At 47.2% G+C, this 15,837-nt stretch carries 16 protein-coding genes and 2 pseudogenes; 16 read left to right on the top strand and 2 right to left on the bottom strand.

Annotated elements, in window-relative coordinates; all coding sequences use genetic code 11:
• Positions 1-9 precede the first annotated feature (9 nt).
• From H9Q79_RS07975 to rlmD, 3 genes are all read left to right on the top strand, one after another.
• Positions 10-1,299: a S1C family serine protease gene (locus H9Q79_RS07975; RefSeq protein ID WP_249329586.1), complete on the top strand. Its 1,290-nt coding sequence runs from the start codon at positions 10-12 to the stop codon at positions 1,297-1,299.
• Positions 1,300-1,319: 20 nt separating this feature from the next.
• Positions 1,320-2,267: a 3'-5' exoribonuclease YhaM family protein gene (locus H9Q79_RS07970; protein ID WP_118646007.1), complete on the top strand. Its 948-nt coding sequence runs from the start codon at positions 1,320-1,322 to the stop codon at positions 2,265-2,267.
• Positions 2,268-2,505: 238 nt separating this feature from the next.
• Entirely contained in the window at positions 2,506-4,182 is a 1,677-nt protein-coding gene (gene rlmD, locus H9Q79_RS07965) for a 23S rRNA (uracil(1939)-C(5))-methyltransferase RlmD (RefSeq protein WP_118646005.1), read from the top strand.
• Positions 4,183-4,319: 137 nt separating this feature from the next.
• Here the strand turns inward: rlmD and H9Q79_RS07960 are convergent, their stop codons facing one another.
• Together H9Q79_RS07960 and H9Q79_RS07955 are read right to left on the bottom strand one after the other, a co-directional pair.
• Entirely contained in the window at positions 4,320-5,228 is a 909-nt protein-coding gene (locus tag H9Q79_RS07960) for an IS3 family transposase (protein ID WP_118648884.1), read from the bottom strand.
• Positions 5,225-5,566, bottom strand: a complete 342-nt coding sequence (locus tag H9Q79_RS07955) for a transposase (RefSeq protein ID WP_118648886.1) — start codon at positions 5,564-5,566, stop codon at positions 5,225-5,227. The genes H9Q79_RS07960 and H9Q79_RS07955 overlap by 4 nt, the downstream gene beginning before the upstream one ends.
• A gap of 79 nt (positions 5,567-5,645) precedes the next feature.
• Here H9Q79_RS07955 and H9Q79_RS18485 point away from each other — a divergent pair.
• The 13 genes and pseudogenes from H9Q79_RS18485 to H9Q79_RS07895 all read left to right on the top strand — a co-directional run.
• Positions 5,646-5,783 (top strand): annotated as a pseudogene (locus tag H9Q79_RS18485) (HNH endonuclease); the annotation flags it as partial.
• Between the two features lie 107 nt (positions 5,784-5,890).
• Positions 5,891-6,331: pseudogene (locus H9Q79_RS18480) on the top strand (type IV secretory system conjugative DNA transfer family protein); the annotation flags it as partial.
• 14 nt (positions 6,332-6,345) lie between these two features.
• A complete protein-coding gene (locus H9Q79_RS07945; protein WP_015560134.1) occupies positions 6,346-6,702 on the top strand; it encodes a hypothetical protein in 357 nt (118 codons plus the stop codon).
• A 95-nt stretch (positions 6,703-6,797) separates the two neighbouring features.
• Positions 6,798-7,634 (top strand): VirB6/TrbL-like conjugal transfer protein, CD1112 family, encoded by an 837-nt coding sequence (locus H9Q79_RS07940; protein ID WP_118647774.1) that lies wholly within the window; start codon positions 6,798-6,800, stop codon positions 7,632-7,634.
• Positions 7,635-7,648: 14 nt separating this feature from the next.
• A complete protein-coding gene (locus H9Q79_RS07935) occupies positions 7,649-8,101 on the top strand; it encodes a PrgI family protein (protein WP_118647772.1) in 453 nt (150 codons plus the stop codon).
• A complete protein-coding gene (locus H9Q79_RS07930) occupies positions 8,085-10,418 on the top strand; it encodes a VirB4-like conjugal transfer ATPase, CD1110 family (protein ID WP_118647770.1) in 2,334 nt (777 codons plus the stop codon). The genes H9Q79_RS07935 and H9Q79_RS07930 overlap by 17 nt, the downstream gene beginning before the upstream one ends.
• A 15-nt stretch (positions 10,419-10,433) precedes the next feature.
• Positions 10,434-10,838 carry a DUF6075 family protein gene (locus tag H9Q79_RS07925; RefSeq protein WP_118647768.1) on the top strand — a complete coding sequence of 135 codons (405 nt, stop codon included), beginning with the start codon at positions 10,434-10,436 and terminating at the stop codon, positions 10,836-10,838.
• A 14-nt stretch (positions 10,839-10,852) separates the two neighbouring features.
• A complete protein-coding gene (gene srtB, locus H9Q79_RS07920) occupies positions 10,853-11,626 on the top strand; it encodes a class B sortase (protein ID WP_118647766.1) in 774 nt (257 codons plus the stop codon).
• A gap of 35 nt (positions 11,627-11,661) precedes the next feature.
• Positions 11,662-13,437 (top strand): lysozyme family protein, encoded by a 1,776-nt coding sequence (locus tag H9Q79_RS07915; protein ID WP_118647764.1) that lies wholly within the window; start codon positions 11,662-11,664, stop codon positions 13,435-13,437.
• A 120-nt stretch (positions 13,438-13,557) separates the two neighbouring features.
• Positions 13,558-13,872, top strand: coding sequence for an ArsR/SmtB family transcription factor (locus tag H9Q79_RS07910; RefSeq protein WP_330596968.1), 315 nt, complete (start codon positions 13,558-13,560; stop codon positions 13,870-13,872).
• A gap of 89 nt (positions 13,873-13,961) precedes the next feature.
• On the top strand, positions 13,962-14,975 hold the full coding sequence (locus H9Q79_RS07905; protein WP_249329585.1) for a permease: 1,014 nt from the start codon (positions 13,962-13,964) through the stop codon (positions 14,973-14,975).
• A gap of 18 nt (positions 14,976-14,993) precedes the next feature.
• Positions 14,994-15,284: a 4Fe-4S dicluster domain-containing protein gene (locus tag H9Q79_RS07900; protein WP_118647762.1), complete on the top strand. Its 291-nt coding sequence runs from the start codon at positions 14,994-14,996 to the stop codon at positions 15,282-15,284.
• Positions 15,285-15,374: 90 nt separating this feature from the next.
• Positions 15,375-15,752 (top strand): thioredoxin family protein, encoded by a 378-nt coding sequence (locus H9Q79_RS07895; RefSeq protein WP_118647760.1) that lies wholly within the window; start codon positions 15,375-15,377, stop codon positions 15,750-15,752.
• Positions 15,753-15,837: the final 85 nt, after the last annotated feature.

Raw genomic sequence — 15,837 nt, 5'->3', positions numbered from 1 at the left:
ACTTTACTGATGGAAAACAAAGAGGATAACCAGGAGAAAAAACCCTACAGTTTTATGAAAGAGATTATTAAAAAGAAACCGCTGGACAAACGGGCGCTGCTGCTGAAGATCGCGGGAGTGGCGGCTGCAGCTGTAGCTGCGGGCATTATCGCCGCTTTTGTGTTCGTGAAAATGGTTCCGGTTGCAGAGCAGGTTCTGGGCACCAGCGAGGAACCACCCAAAGTGAATATTCCCGCGGATGAGGAGCCGACGGCCACAGCGACGCCTGAAGCCACCCCCACCCCGACGGTTGTGGATACGCCGCAGGCCACGCCGGAACCGGTTCCGGCCATCGGGCTGACAGAATATAAGCAGCTGTATAAGGACATGCTGGCTGTGGCGGAGAAGCCGAAGCATGCGCTGGTGACTGTGATTGGCATCACGAACCAGATGGATTATTTTAACCAGAACTATGAGAACCAGCAGCAGATTTCGGGCCTCGTGGTTGCAGATAACGGCCAGGATCTGTTCATCCTGACGGAGTACAGGATTGTGGAAAATGTGGAACGGATACAGGTGACGTTCTATGACGGAACTATGACAGATGCTATTTTCCAGAAGCATGACGCCAATACGGGACTGGCGATCCTGCGGGTCGCTCTGGCGGATATCAGCGCGGACACGCAGGAGAATCTGGAGGTCGCACCGCTGGGAAGCTCTTACAGCGTCTCACAGGGCGAGCCGATACTGGCGCTGGGAAGCCCTATCGGATACAGTAATTCTGTGGCATATGGGGTCATCACTTCAGTGAATAATAAGATTTCCACGCTGGATACTGAATATAACCTGCTGACCACAGACATTTTGGGCAGCAAGGAGGGCAGCGGCGTGCTGGTGAATCTGGACGGGGAGATTGTGGGAATTATCGCCCAGAGCTACAGCTCAGAGGATAAGAATATCATTACAGGGCTGGCGATTTCCCAGATCAAGGAGCTGATCGAACGGTTGTCCAATAACGAGAGCCAGGCGTACATCGGCATCAAGGGCCAGGACGTGACCGCACAGATCGCGGAGAAGACGGGAATCCCGAAAGGGGTGCTGGTGACTGCCGTACAGGCGGATTCGCCTGCCATGCTTTCCGGGATCAAGGAGTATGACGTTATTGTGAAGGTCGGAGAGGAGAAGATAAGCACTATTAAGCAGTATCACGACAGCCTTACAAAGCTGGCGCCCGGACAGGCGGTGAAGGTGACCGTCATGCGCAAGGGGGCGGAAGGCTACGTCGAAATGGAGATCGATGTGACAGCCGGCGAGATATAGAGAGAAAGAGGAGAATTATTATGAAATATATCAGGGAACTGCATGAGGGAACGAGAATTGCGGGGATTTATCTGTGTAAATTCAGGCAGTCTGCCGTGACCAAGAATGGCAAACCTTATGAAAATGTGATTTTGCAGGACAAGACAGGGACGATCGATGGCAAGATCTGGGAGCCGAACTCCTTTGGGATCGATGAATTCGACATCCTGGATTACATAGAAGTGATGGGCGATGTGACCAGCTTTGCGGGAGCGCTGCAGGTGTCCATCAAGCGGGTGCGCAGGGCTGCTGAGGGCGAGTATAACCCGGCAGATTATCTGCCCGCCAGCAAATATGATGTGGAACAGATGTACCAGGAGCTGCTTTCTTATGTGGAGAGTGTGCAGAACCCTTATCTGTCTGCGCTTCTCAAACGGTATTATGTGGAGGACCAGGGATTTATCAAGCGGTTTAAAGGCAGTTCTGCTGCGAAGAGCGTCCACCACGGATTTATCGGGGGGCTGCTGGAGCATACCCTGAGCGTGACACGGCTGTGTCAGTATTACACGAAGGCGTATCCGGTCCTGAACAGAGATTTGCTGATTACCGCGGCGATCTTTCATGATATCGGCAAGACGAAGGAATTATCGGCGTTTCCGCAGAATGATTATACGGACGACGGACAGCTCCTGGGACATATTATGATCGGGGCGGAAATGGTACATGACGGGGCTGCCGGGATTCCTGGATTTCCAGAACAGCTGGAGAACGAACTGAAGCACTGTATACTGGCCCATCACGGGGAGCTGGAATACGGTTCGCCGAAAAAACCGGCATTGGCAGAGGCGCTGGCGCTGAACCTGGCGGATAATACAGACGCGCGGATGGAGACTCTGACAGAGGTGCTGGCGGCCGCGGATGATTCCGGCGAATGGCTGGGGTATAACAGGATCTTTGAGTCAAATATCCGGAAGACGGGAGAGATTTGAAGCTATAGGGTTATGATGGAAGGACGAGGCGGGGTGTTCCGGCCGCGTCCTTTTTTAAGGGAAGAAATTTAGTGTTGAAAAATTAATCCGGGCGGCGGGGAGAAGACGGTGGCAGCGGGGCATTCAGGCAGATGTATTAGATGGATGTATACCTGCAGAGGATGAGTGATGGGGCGTCCTGCTGTAAGCTACGCCCAGAGGCAGATAGCGGCGGAACAGAGAAAGAGGGATGGGAAAGATGAAGTTTCAAAAAAATGATGTGGTGATAATCCGAATTGAGGATATGAGCCAGACGGGAGAGGGTATCGGGAAGGCAGACGGGTATACGTTGTTTGTCAAGGATACGGTGATCGGTGATCTGGCAGAGGTGAAGATTGTCAAGGCGAAAAAAAATTACGGGTTTGGCAGGCTGATGAGGATTGTGGAGCCTTCCGGGAAACGGGTGGTACCGGTGTGCCCGATTGCCCGGCAGTGCGGAGGATGTCAGTTGCAGATGCTGGATTATGGGGAGCAGCTTCGGTTTAAGGAGGATAAGGTCAGGAACGATCTGATGCGGATCGGAGGATTTGAGGATGTGCCGATGGAGCCGATCATTGGTATGGAGCAGCCGTTTCGGTACAGGAATAAGGCTCAGTTTCCGGTGGGATGCGACAGAGAAGGAAAAGCAGTGGCCGGATTTTATGCAGGCCGTACCCATACGATCATTCCCTGCAGGGACTGCGTGCTGGGAGCAGAGGCCAATGGAGAGATTTTGTCCGGGATTCTGGGCTGGATGGAAGAAAATCACATACCGGCCTATGATGAGATGAGTGGCGAAGGGCTGGTAAGGCATGTGCTGATCCGGTATGGATTTACGACCGGTGAATTCATGGTGTGCCTGGTGATAAACGGGGCGGGACTTCCGGCCAAAAAAGCGCTGATTGATAAGCTCTGCGGAATCGAGGGGATGAGAGGCATCACCTTCAGCAGCAATACCAGGCGGACAAATGTGATTATGGGCGATAAGGACCAGAAGGTGTGGGGAGATGGATATATAACGGATCATATCGGGAAAGTAAAGTATCAGATTTCGCCGCTTTCCTTTTATCAAGTCAATCCGGTGCAGACGAAAAAACTATATGAGACGGCGTTGGAATACGCGGGCTTGACAGGAGAAGAGACTGTATGGGATTTGTATTGTGGGATAGGGACGATTTCACTGTTCCTGGCGCAAAGGGCGAAACAGGTGTATGGGGTGGAAATCGTGCCCCAGGCGGTCGAAGACGCCAGACGAAACGCAGAACTAAATGGGATTGAGAATGCGGAATTCTACGTGGGGAAAGCAGAGGAAATTCTGCCGGAATTGTATGAGAAAGAGAAAGTAAGAGCTGATGTGATCGTAGTGGACCCGCCCAGGAAAGGGTGCGAGGAGAGTCTGCTGGAGACGATGGTGCAGATGAAGCCTGAGAGGATCGTGTATGTAAGCTGTGATCCGGCCACATTGGCAAGGGATTTGAAATATTTGTGCGGGGAAGGGTATGAGATGGTGAGGGTGCGGGGGGTGGATCAATTTCCGATGACGGTACATGTTGAGACGGTAGTACTGCTTTCCCACAAAAAGCCAGACGGACATATCAACGTAAAAGTTGAGTTTGGCGAGGGTGAGGGAAAAGTTCCGCTTGATAATATCGCTAAAAGAGCCGAAGAATACAAGCCCAAGGAACGAGTGACCTACAAAATGATAAAGGAGTACATAGAAGCTAAATATGGCTTCAAGGTACATACCGCATATATCGCAGAGGTAAAGAGAGATTTGGGCTTGCCGATGTATGATGCTCCTAATGCGGTAGAAGAATTGAAACAGCCGAGGAAGCATCCGACAGCAGAGAAGGTGGAAGCGATAAAGGATGCGTTGAAGCATTTTGAAGTGATTTAATGAGGATAGGCGTATCATTAGAAATAGTGGTACGCTTATTTTTTTACATAGTTGTCTTTTCGTTGACCAATATTTTATTTGGTTATAAATGATATTGTCAATATTGGTTGACACATTTATCTCAAAGATATCACTGCCTATGCAGCCTGTTCCAGAGATTGGTAGTATCTCTGTCGCTTAATTATCGGAGGAAGCCCACCGTTGGCAGAGCAGATCCTCCTGTTATTCCAGTAACTGATGAAGTATCTCCAAATGAGAACCTTCAGTTCCTCTATGGTCATAGTCTCCGTATTGTAGCGGTCATAGAGAAGCTCACTTTTCATTCTGGCCCACATGCTTTCGCATCGGGCATTATCGTGGCACCTGCCACCAGCACTGTTCATGCTTTGAATAATACCGTATTTAGCAAGAGCCTTACGATAAGTTTCACTGGTATATTGTGTTCCTCTGTCAGAGTGTACAATAGCCCCTCGCAGATCAGGATATGCCAGATAGGCATTATCCAGGGTATGCTCACACAACGTTGCTTTCATGTTGGTTTCCATTGCCAGACCAAGGACACCGGAATCAAAGCAGTCAAAGATAGCTGAAACATACAGTTTCCCATCTTTAGCCTTGATTTCTGTAATGTCAGTTACACATTTTTCAAGTGGCTTGTCGGATTTGAAATCTCGCTTCAGAAGATCATCTGACTTACGAGCTTCCCGATCAGCCTTGGTAATACCATTCGGCTTACGCTTTGGTTGATGACTAAGGCCTATTTCATCCATGACCCTGTAGACGGTTCGCTCACTGGGAATCTTGAGTCCTTCCGGTTTCTTAAGGAGAAGTGCCTGATACATGCGAATGCGCCCATATGTATCATTGTATTCATCTTCAGTATGGATTGCTATCATAGCATCAGCGAGATCCTGATATTTCCAGGGCCGGTCTTTATTAGCAAGATATTTGTAGAACCCCTGGCGGCTGACACCAAGCATCCGGCAATAGAATGAGAGTTTTCCCTTAATCGCGCCGTCTTCCGTTTTTATGGCAATGAACATCATTCTTTGGTTCTTGCTGACTTCCGACGGCTGGCTGCGAAAAAAGCACTTGCTTCCTCGAGAAATTCATTTTCCTCTTTTAGACGCCGGATTTCTTTATCCTGATCCTTAACACGTTTGCGGAGCATAGCAAGTTCCTCAGCGAGACTCATGGCACTTTCTGGAGTATGTGCACCGTCGCCAATATCCAATGTACCGGCTCTAACTGCTTTCAGCCATGTATGGATGGTTCCTTCTGGAATACCTAATTCTTTGGCTGCCTTAGCACCGCCGATTTCTCTGGCAAGTTTGACAGCCTGGATCTTATATTCGTGGTCGTATTTACGTTGAGTACGTGACATTGAGAGTTCCTCCTTATTCTCTTTATTATACATGAATTCTTTGAGAATAAGGTGCCAACTTTATTTATACGACATCAATTGCAGAAATCTGGAAATTCATCAAGTAAAGAAACTAAAAGACTTAAAGGGCAATGCGGAGTGGGTACTCCTTATGCGCAAAAGGAGACGGAAAACTCTTGTGGTATGCCCCGAATGTCATAAACTGATTCATTCTTAATACCGCAAATATAATAAGCGGAAAGCCGTATACATCGAGAGGTGTACGTGCGGTTTGGGAGGGAGGGGATGCAAGTCCTGTAAAGGACAAGCTGAACCTTACCTCATGATGAGTTTCTGTATCTGGGCGGCAACGAGCAAAGCACCCACAAATATGTGTCAGAGCTTTTGGGCAAGGAAACCATTGATACCAACACCTACGGGAAAAGCTCTGGGCGAAGTGGTAACTATTCAACAAATTATCAGATTTCGGGGCGTGAGCTGATGACCCCAGACGAAGTGCGTATGCTTGATAACCGTTACGCACTTCTTTTTGTGCGTGGAGAACGCCCCGTTATGGACCTCAAGTATGACATCTTGAAGCACCCGAATGTGAAGCTGACGGCTGACGGAGGGCAACCGCCGTATATCCACGGAGAGCCTACGCAGGCTGTTGCAACCCTTGTGTTTGACAGTGATATTCCAGATAACGCCGTGAGCGTGAAATCTGTCAGCACTTCCTATGAGCTTCTGTCCGATGAGGACTTGGAAGAAATATTCAATTTATAAGGAGGATTTACCCTATGAAACTTTTTAAGAAGAACGAGAACAAGAAAACCACGAAGCTGCCGATGACTGGAAAGGTTAAGAAAGGCTTCCGCTATTACTGTATGGCTGTTATGGCAATGACATTTGTGCTTGGTACTTCCGTAACCGCCTTTGCTGCCAATGACCCTATTCAGGTAGTCAACAATCTGTCCGATTTCATTTTCGGTCTGGTGAGGGCTGTCGGTATGATTATGCTCGGCTTTGGTATCGTGCAGATTGGTCTTTCCCTCAAATCCCACGACCCGTCCCAGAGAGCTAACGGCTTTTTGACCCTTGCAGGCGGCGTTGTCATTACCTTCGCAAAAGAAATCTTGACTCTTATCACAGGCTAAGATAACAGACTGACACAAGACGAAAGATAACGGGAGCAGATCCGCTGAGTGCGGAACTCGCTCCCGTTATCTAATATCATCAAGGAGGTGGTCAAATGTCTGATAACTGGGTGGTACAGAATTTAGAGAACGCCCTAAACACTTGGAATGAGAAATTAGCCGAGATATGGCAGCTCATTACCCAATCCCCAGAGAATTTTAAGGGCGGCACGATATGGAATGTCATCGTGGATATTCACGGTGCGATGCAGGCTATCGGACTTGCCCTGCTCGTGCTGTTCTTTGTTGTGGGTGTAATGCGTACCTGCGGAAATTTTGCAGAAGTCAAGCGACCAGAGCAGGCGTTGAAGCTGTTTATCCGCTTTGCCATTGCCAAAGGTGCAGTGACCTATGGATTAGAACTGATGATGGCACTGTTTAAGATTGTGCAGGGTATGATTTCCACGATTATGAATGCCGCAGGCTTTGGCTCGGCACAGCAGACGGTGTTGCCGCAGGAAATCGTGACAGCAGTTGAAGACTGCGGATTTTTTGAGAGTATCCCGCTATGGGCGGTCACGCTAATAGGCGGACTGTTTATTACGGTGCTGTCATTCATAATGATTATGTCGGTATACGGCAGGTTTTTCAAGCTGTATATCTATACTGCCATAGCACCCGTACCCCTTTCCGCTTTTGCGGGAGAGCCGAGCCAGAGCGTCGGCAAGAGCTTCATTAAGAGCTATGCCGCTGTATGCCTTGAAGGTGCGGTTATCGTGCTTGCCTGCATTATCTTTTCCCTGTTTGCTTCTTCTCCGCCCGTAGTCAATCCCGATGCGGCTGCGGTATCTATGGTGTGGAGCTATATCGGGGAGCTTGTGTTCAATATGCTCGTCCTTGTCGGTGCGGTCAAAATGGCAGACCGTGTTGTAAGAGAAATGATGGGCTTGTAAGGGAGGTGCTATGATTGGAAGTCAAGATAAATAAGGAAATCCGTAATTATACGGAGAGTATGTTTTTTGGACTGTCCCTCAGACAGTTCATTTTTTCTGTCCTTGCCTGCGGCGTGGCGGTGGGTTTGTATTTCCTTCTCCGTCCACGGTTTGGTACGGAAACCCTCAGTTGGGTTTGTATCTTAGGTGCGTTCCCCTTTGCGGCTATGGGATTTATCAAATACAACGGTATGACCGCAGAGCAGTTTGTCTGGGCGTGGATTAAATCAGAATTTCTGATGCCGAAAAAGCTGATGTTCCTGCCAGATAATCTCTATTATGAAACGATGAAGCCAACCATTGAAGCCTATGAAAAAGGGTTGACGACAGTACGGAAAAAGCAGAAAGGCAGGACGCCAAAACCAAAGAAATCGAAAAAGAAAAAAGCGAAACGCAGCAAGGAGGTAAACAATGCTGAAAACTCTTAAAAATCTGTTCAAGCAGGACAGGGAAAAGTTTGTCGTGCCGAAGTCGGTACAGAATGTTATCCCGATTAAGACAATCTGGGAGGACGGCATTTTCCTTGTCGGCAGGAACAAGTACGCAAAGACCTTTAAGTTTGAGGATATAAACTATGCCGTGGCAAGCCGTGAGGATAAGGAAGCGATGTTCCTTGAATACTCGGAGCTTCTAAATTCCCTTGACAGCGGTGCGACCACAAAGCTCACTATCAACAACCGTCGCTTGAACAAAGCTGATTTTGAACAGACCATCTTAATTCCGATGGCTGATGACGGTCTGGATAAGTACCGTAAGGAATACAACAAAATGCTTCTGGATAAGGCGACAGGGGCTAATTCCATCGTACAGGATAAGTATGTAACCGTATCTGTCTGCAAGAAGAATATCGAGGAAGCACGAAACTACTTCGCCCGTGTGGGTGCTGACCTTATCGCCCACTTTAACCGTCTGGGGTCGAAGTGTGTGGAACTGGACGCAGGCGACAAGCTGCGTATCTTCCACGACTTCTATCGTACAGGAGAAGAAACAGCGTTCCACTTCGATATTACCCAGACGATGCGGAAAGGTCACGATTTCAAGGATTTTATCTGCCCCGATACCTTTGAATTTGAGAGCGACTACTTCCGTATGGGCGATAGATACGGGCGTGTGATTTTCCTCAGAGAATACGCCGCCTATATCAAGGACAGTATGGTGGCGGAGCTTTGTGAGCTGAACAGGAATATGATGTTGTCTGTTGACATTATACCCGTTCCCACGGACGAAGCCGTGCGGGAGGTGGAAAACCGTCTGCTTGGTGTGGAAACCAATATCACGAATTGGCAGAGGAAGCAGAACCAGAACAACAATTTTTCTGCCGTTATCCCCTATGATTTGGAACAGCAGCGAAAAGAAAGCAAGGAATTTCTGGACGATTTGACGACCCGTGACCAGAGAATGATGTTTGCCGTGCTGACTATGGTGCATACAGCAGATACCAAGGAGCAGCTCGACAATGATACAGAAGCTCTCTTAACTACCGCAAGAAAGCACTTGTGCCAGTTTGCGGTGCTGAAATATCAGCAGATGGACGGATTGAATACAGCTCTGCCATTTGGTGTACGGAAGATAGATGCCCTGCGTACCCTCACAACAGAGAGCCTTGCAGTGTTTATCCCGTTCCGTGTGCAGGAAATTTACCACGAAAACGGTGTGTATTACGGTCATAATGTCATCAGCAAAAATATGATTATCGCCAACCGCAGGCAGCTCCTTAACGGCAATTCCTTTATTCTTGGTGTGTCGGGTGCAGGTAAATCCTTTACCGCAAAGGAAGAAATGACGAATATCATTCTGACCGACCCTAATGCCGATATAATCATCATTGACCCAGAGCGTGAATATTCCCCGCTTGTTAAAGCAATGCAGGGAGAGGTCATTCATATCTCTGCGACAAGTGAAAATCACATCAATGCTATGGATATGAACTCCGATTACGGTGACGGTGCAAACCCCGTCATTTTGAAATCGGAGTTTATTTTATCCCTTTGCGAACAGCTCATCGGCGGCACGAACTTGGGAGCAAAGCAGAAATCCATCATTGACCGCTGTACGGCAAGTGTGTACCGCTACTATCAGCAGGGCAACTATATGGGAACGCCGCCCACCTTGCAGGACTTCCGTGAGGAGCTGTTAAAGCAGAATGAGCCAGAAGCACAGGAAATCGCCCTTGCGATAGAGCTGTTTACGGACGGGTCGCTTAATACCTTTGCAAAGCACACGAATGTTGATACCCACAGCCGTCTTATCTGCTATGACATTCTGGATTTGGGCAAGCAGTTACAGCCTATCGGTATGCTTGTCGTGCTTGACATCATCTTAAACCGTATAACGCAGAACAGAGCCAAAGGCAGAAACACTTTTATTTTCATTGACGAGATTTATCTGCTGTTCCAGCATGAATACTCTGCAAACTTCCTCTTTACCCTCTGGAAGCGTGTGCGTAAGTACGGTGCGTACTGTACGGGTATCACCCAGAATGTGGACGACCTATTGCAGAGCCATACGGCGAGGACGATGCTTGCGAACTCCGAGTTTATCATTATGCTCAACCAAGCGTCCACGGACAGGCTTGAGCTTGCCAAGCTCCTTAACATTTCCGACCTTCAGATGAGCTATATCACGAATGTCGGTGCAGGTCAGGGGCTTTTGAAAGTTGGCAGCTCCCTTGTGCCGTTTGTCAATAAGTTTCCACGCAATACCGAGCTTTATAAATTGATGACAACCAAGTTCGGGGAGGTCTAAGAAAGGAGGTCTTTTATGGCTGAGATTAAATTCCGTGATACAGCCCATCGGGATTTTTTTCTGGAAAATATGATGAAATGCAGTGTGAACGACTGCTATCACAGGGCGTTTTTCTATGTAATGGGTATCGCTTCGGAAACGAGGGCGAATATCAACCAGATGTTTAATTTCAAGGAGGACTGCATCGAGCCAGAGGGTATGCACGGCGGCTGGCAGACAAGCGGCACAGTCAAGGTATGCCACCTTGCTTTTAATCTCTGGAACGGGTACGCAGAGGAAGGACGGGAACGGTATTTCACGCCAGAGGAATTGTTCTGCTGTGAGTTTACTCCCTACTTTATGGAGGGTATCAAGGTCAGATACCCCGAATATTGCAGGGAGCTTTCTGCTCCCAGAAAGCAGACGGAAATTTCAAGATAAGAAAGGAAAAGCCTATGAAGAATTATAAATCTATTATCTGTGTTGCCGCCGCAGTGTGCATGTTAGGTATGGCGGCTTTTTGCGGCTTCCGTATTTGTCATCACTATGCACAGGTGGACGAGCAGACGGAAGCCTTTGAAGAGATTGCCGAAATGGTAGAGCAGGCTCCCACGGAGGAAATCGTACCAGACGATGCCCCTGCCAGCGAGGGAGACGATGTGCTTGCCAAGTATCAGGAATTGTATATGCAGAATGAGGATATGGTCGGTTGGATTTCCATTGCCGGCACAACAATCAACTATCCCGTGATGCAAAGCAAGAATAACCCGAATTTTTATCTGAAGCACAATTTTGAAAAGGAATACAGTGATTTAGGTACGCCTTATGTGCAGGAGAATTGCGATATTGCCACAAGCGACAATCTGGTTATATACGGTCATCACATCAAGGGTGGAAAGATGTTCGGTGCTTTGGAGAATTACAAATCCAAAAGCCTTTATGAGGAACACAAGACCATTCAGTTTGATACTCTCACAGAGCAGGCAGAATATGAAATCGTCGCCGTGTTCAAGACCGTGGCGTACAGCTCTGAGGGCTACCGTTACTATGATTTTGTTGATGCGGAGAATGAGGAAGAATTTGATGCCTATGTCGGGAAGTGCAAGGAACTTGCCTTGTATGACACAGGCGTGACCGCCGAATACGGCGACAGGCTCATTACCCTTTCCACCTGTGAATACTCCGCACAGAACGGCAGGCTCGTCGTGGTGGCAAAAAAGGTAGGCTGATTTGAACGCAAATCCTCTGGGAAAGGAGGTTTTCTATGGCTGATATTAAAACCAGAGATGCGGTCAGAGGCACGATTAAGACCATAGACAAAGCCGCCATTGCTTCAGAGCGAATGAAAACCGCTTATGCCAAGACAAAGGACAAGGCGGAACAGAGCTGTTATGCTGATGAAAACTCTGCCACGGAGTATGCTGCGGACAGGATTTCTTATGCCGCAGACCGTGCAAAGGACGAGGGCATCCATCAATTTAACAAACAGGGTCAGAAAGGTGTTAAGACCACGCAGGAGAATATCGTCAAAGCAAAGGATAAGATAGCCGATTTCAAGCAAAAACGGGCCGCCAAAGCCGCAGAGCACAAAGCGGCGCAGAATATGGCAGAACAACACGGCTTGCAGATCCGACACGGGGCTGCAAGTCGTTCCTCTGCTCCCGATGTTTCCCAGACGGCAAAATCGCAGTTGATAAAAACCCGACAGCAGGGGCAAAAGACGATTAAGACGACAGCCCGAAATGTAGAAAAAACGGTAAAAACAACCGCTAAAGGAACGGTCAAGATTACTGAAAAAGGGATTAAAACCGCAGAGGCGACCTCTAAGGCGGCAATTAAAACGACGGAAACATCAGTAAAGACGGCACAGGCAGCGGCAAAGGCTTCTGCCAAAGCCACTCAACAGGCAACACAGGCAGCAAAAGCTACCGCAAAGGCAACAGCCGAAGCAACGAAAGCCACGGTCAGAGCCACCATTACGGCAGTCAAGGCGATTATTGCAGGAACAAAAGCTCTGATTTCTGCTTTAATTGCAGGCGGTTGGATTGCGGTTGTGATTATCCTCATTGTTGTCCTGCTCGGCTGTGCCGTTTCCCTGTTTGGCGGTGGCAGCGGCAGCAACGCCTATACTCCTGTCAGTGCTCAGGTGGAAGCCTATGAGCCATTGATACAACAGTACGCCAAACAGCACGGTATCCCCGAATATGTGGAGCTTATCAAGGCGGTTATGATGCAGGAGTCTGGCGGACAAGGCAGCGACCCTATGCAGGCATCGGAGTGTGGTTACAACACCCGTTATCCGAATACGCCAAACGGCATTACCGACCCAGAGTATTCCATCAATGTGGGCATTCAGAATTTAGCGGCATGCCTAAACGCTGCCGAAGTGGAAAATCCCATTGATATGGAGCATATCAAGCTCGCTTTGCAGGGATACAACTTCGGGAATGGCTATATTTCATGGGCTAAGAGTAATTACGGCGGCTATTCTTATGCAAATGCGGTGGAGTTTTCTACAACGCAGGCGGCACGGTTAGGTTGGGATAGCTACGGCGATACGCAGTATGTCGCTCATGTGCTACGGTATTATCCATACGGACGGGCGTTCACAAGCGGAGGAAACCAAGCCATTGTTGAGGTTGCCTTAACACAGCTCGGAAATGAGGGTGGTCAGCCTTATTGGAGTTGGTACGGCTTTGACGGGCGTGTGGAATGGTGTGCCTGCTTTGTGTCGTGGTGTGCCGACCAATGCGGATATATCGAAAGCGGGCTTATCCCGAAATTTGCAGGCTGCGTGGACGGTGCAAACTGGTTCAAGTCAAACGGACAATGGCAAGACCGTAGCTATGAGCCGTCGGCAGGCGATATTATCTTTTTCGATTGGGAGGGCGACGGAGAAACCGACCATGTGGGTATTGTGGAGCGTGTCGAAAATGGCACGGTCTATACCGTGGAAGGCAACTCTGGCGATGCCTGCAGGCAAAACCAATATACAGTTGGAAGTAGCTCGATTTATGGTTATGGGACACCTTCCTATTAAGTCACGGAGAGTTACGCTCTCCGTACATAAATATCTGAAAAATTTTCAAGAACTTATTGACAAACATCTATCTGTTGCATATAATAACATATAGACATTCATCTATGGGAGGTGATCTTGTTGAATATTGATGAAAAGAGAACAGCAACAATTTTTAAAGCATTTTGTGATGAAAATCGTATTCGCATTATCAAACTCTTGAGTACAGGAGAAAAATGTGCTTGTAAAATTCTTGAGGAAATCAATGTTACACAACCCACACTATCACATCATATGAAAATACTTTGTGACTCTGGAATTGTAATAGGTAGAAAAGAAGGCAAATGGATGCACTACTCTATTTCATTAGAAGGTACAGAGTATGCAGTAAAATGCTTACGGGAATTGACAAGTATAAGTAATACTTGTAGCGATAAGTCGTGTTATGAAAAGTAAGGGAATTTCCAAAATCTTTTCTGCACGACTTATAAAAAAGCAGACAAATAGAAACTTTTCAATTTATCTATTTATGGAGGGAGTTTTATATGGAAGCGTTTAAAACAGCGTGGGATTTCTTTCAAAACGAAATCCTCGGTATGCAATGGCTAAATCGGCTCATAGGCACGATTTTGAACGCTTGCGGTTTAGATACCACAAGCAGGATTGGCAGCAGTGTTCAGTTTTTTGTCTATGATACAATTAAAATAATTGTTCTGCTGTGCGTTTTAATTTTGATTATCTCGTATATTCAAAGCTACTTCCCACCAGAGAGAACCAAAAAGATACTTGGCAGATTTCACGGAATATGGGCAAATATTATTGCTGCTCTGCTTGGTACGGTAACACCGTTTTGTTCCTGTTCGTCAATTCCTCTGTTTATAGGATTTACAAGTGCTGGTTTACCGCTTGGCGTAACCTTTTCGTTCCTCATTTCCTCTCCGATGGTTGACCTTGGAAGTCTTGTACTGCTGATGAGCATTTTCGGATGGAAAGTTGCAATTATCTATGTGGTACTTGGACTTATAATAGCTGTCACAGGTGGCACACTGATTGAAAAATTACACCTTGAAAATCAAGTGGAGGAATTTATCCGTAACGGTCGGTCGCTTGATGTACCACAGGAAGAATTGCGTTTCAAAGACCGTCTGAAATATGCGTGGGAACAGGTTGTTGCCACCGCCAAAAAGGTAATACCTTATATTCTGATTGGTGTTGGTATCGGAGCGATTATTCACAACTGGATACCCGAAGAATTTATTGTGAAGGTACTTGGCGATAATAATCCATTTGGTGTTATTCTTGCAACGATTGCAGGCGTTCCAATGTATGCGGATATTTTCGGAACAATCCCGATTGCGGAAGCTTTGCTTGCAAAGGGAGCTTTACTCGGCGTTGTTCTGTCCTTTATGATGGCAGTTACCACTTTGTCTTTGCCGTCTATGATTATGCTTCGCAAGGCAGTCAAACCGAAATTGCTTGGTATCTTCATTGCAATTTGTACGGTAGGAATTATCATTGTCGGCTACTTCTTTAATCTGATACAGCCAATGATTATATAGAAAACGGAGGAAATAAAAATGGCAAATAAATGGTATCCCGTAGTGGATGTTCTATCTTGTATTGAATGCGGAACTTGCGTAAATAACTGTCCTCATTCAGTATATGACAAGTCGAAAGCACCATCCTCGGTGGTTACAAATCCCGATAGCTGTGTGGTTCACTGTCATTATTGCGGAGAAAACTGCCCAGTAGGTGCGATTACTTATGTAGGTGATGATACCGGCTGGGTACCACCTGTTCTTCGTGAAAAAGGCGGTATGACAGATGTTACGCCAAACTGCGGCTGTGTGTGTTGCTGTGGGGGGTGATGGCAGATGAAAAATTTGTTCATTGGATTGTATATGTTTTGATTCGAATTTTAATATTTTAATTTAATTAAATCTTGGAGGTAATTGATTATGGCACTGTTTAACTTTGGTAAGAAAGAGGGAGAAGAAAAGAAAACCCCCACTTGCGCTTGCAACTGCGGCTGTCCTACAAGTGAGGTAAGTGAAATCACAAATGACTGCTGTGCAGAAGCGAAAGACGGAATATGCTGCATTAAGGTCTTGGGGGCAGGTTGCAAATCCTGCCACGATCAATATGAAAATGCAAAAGAAGCTGTGAAAGCAATGGGATTATCTGTGGAAGTCGAATATATCACCGATATGCAGAAGGTAATGAAATACGGCGTTATGAGCATGCCTGCTCTCGTTGTAAACGAAAAGGTTGTATCTATGGGCAAGGTGCTGAAAGCCGCCGATGTTGAAAAGCTGTTAAATAAACTTGGGTTCTGAAATAATAAAAAAGCTGAGTCGTTGTAACAAACGGCAGCTTTTCAGCATAGTATATGAGTGAATGAGCATATACGAATAAGAGGTG

It is taken from the genome of Wansuia hejianensis (genome assembly GCF_014337215.1).
Classification (GTDB): Bacteria; Bacillota; Clostridia; order Lachnospirales; family Lachnospiraceae; genus Scatomonas; species Scatomonas hejianensis.
Note: the sequence above shows the minus strand (reverse complement) of the source record. Positions and strands in the feature narration are given on the sequence as shown.

What these genes read in the sequence shown, in the direction of transcription:
- H9Q79_RS07975 (WP_249329586.1), top strand. Translation starts at nt 10, where the DNA reads ATGGAAAACAAAGAGGATAACCAGGAGAAAAAACCCTACAGTTTTATG.
- H9Q79_RS07970 (WP_118646007.1), top strand. Translation starts at nt 1,320, where the DNA reads ATGAAATATATCAGGGAACTGCATGAGGGAACGAGAATTGCGGGGATT.
- rlmD (WP_118646005.1), top strand. Translation starts at nt 2,506, where the DNA reads ATGAAGTTTCAAAAAAATGATGTGGTGATAATCCGAATTGAGGATATG.
- H9Q79_RS07960 (WP_118648884.1), bottom strand. Translation starts at nt 5,228, where the DNA reads ATGATGTTCATTGCCATAAAAACGGAAGACGGCGCGATTAAGGGAAAA.
- H9Q79_RS07955 (WP_118648886.1), bottom strand. Translation starts at nt 5,566, where the DNA reads ATGTCACGTACTCAACGTAAATACGACCACGAATATAAGATCCAGGCT.
- H9Q79_RS07945 (WP_015560134.1), top strand. Translation starts at nt 6,346, where the DNA reads ATGAAACTTTTTAAGAAGAACGAGAACAAGAAAACCACGAAGCTGCCG.
- H9Q79_RS07940 (WP_118647774.1), top strand. Translation starts at nt 6,798, where the DNA reads ATGTCTGATAACTGGGTGGTACAGAATTTAGAGAACGCCCTAAACACT.
- H9Q79_RS07930 (WP_118647770.1), top strand. Translation starts at nt 8,085, where the DNA reads ATGCTGAAAACTCTTAAAAATCTGTTCAAGCAGGACAGGGAAAAGTTT.
- H9Q79_RS07925 (WP_118647768.1), top strand. Translation starts at nt 10,434, where the DNA reads ATGGCTGAGATTAAATTCCGTGATACAGCCCATCGGGATTTTTTTCTG.
- srtB (WP_118647766.1), top strand. Translation starts at nt 10,853, where the DNA reads ATGAAGAATTATAAATCTATTATCTGTGTTGCCGCCGCAGTGTGCATG.
- H9Q79_RS07915 (WP_118647764.1), top strand. Translation starts at nt 11,662, where the DNA reads ATGGCTGATATTAAAACCAGAGATGCGGTCAGAGGCACGATTAAGACC.
- H9Q79_RS07905 (WP_249329585.1), top strand. Translation starts at nt 13,962, where the DNA reads ATGGAAGCGTTTAAAACAGCGTGGGATTTCTTTCAAAACGAAATCCTC.
- H9Q79_RS07900 (WP_118647762.1), top strand. Translation starts at nt 14,994, where the DNA reads ATGGCAAATAAATGGTATCCCGTAGTGGATGTTCTATCTTGTATTGAA.
- H9Q79_RS07895 (WP_118647760.1), top strand. Translation starts at nt 15,375, where the DNA reads ATGGCACTGTTTAACTTTGGTAAGAAAGAGGGAGAAGAAAAGAAAACC.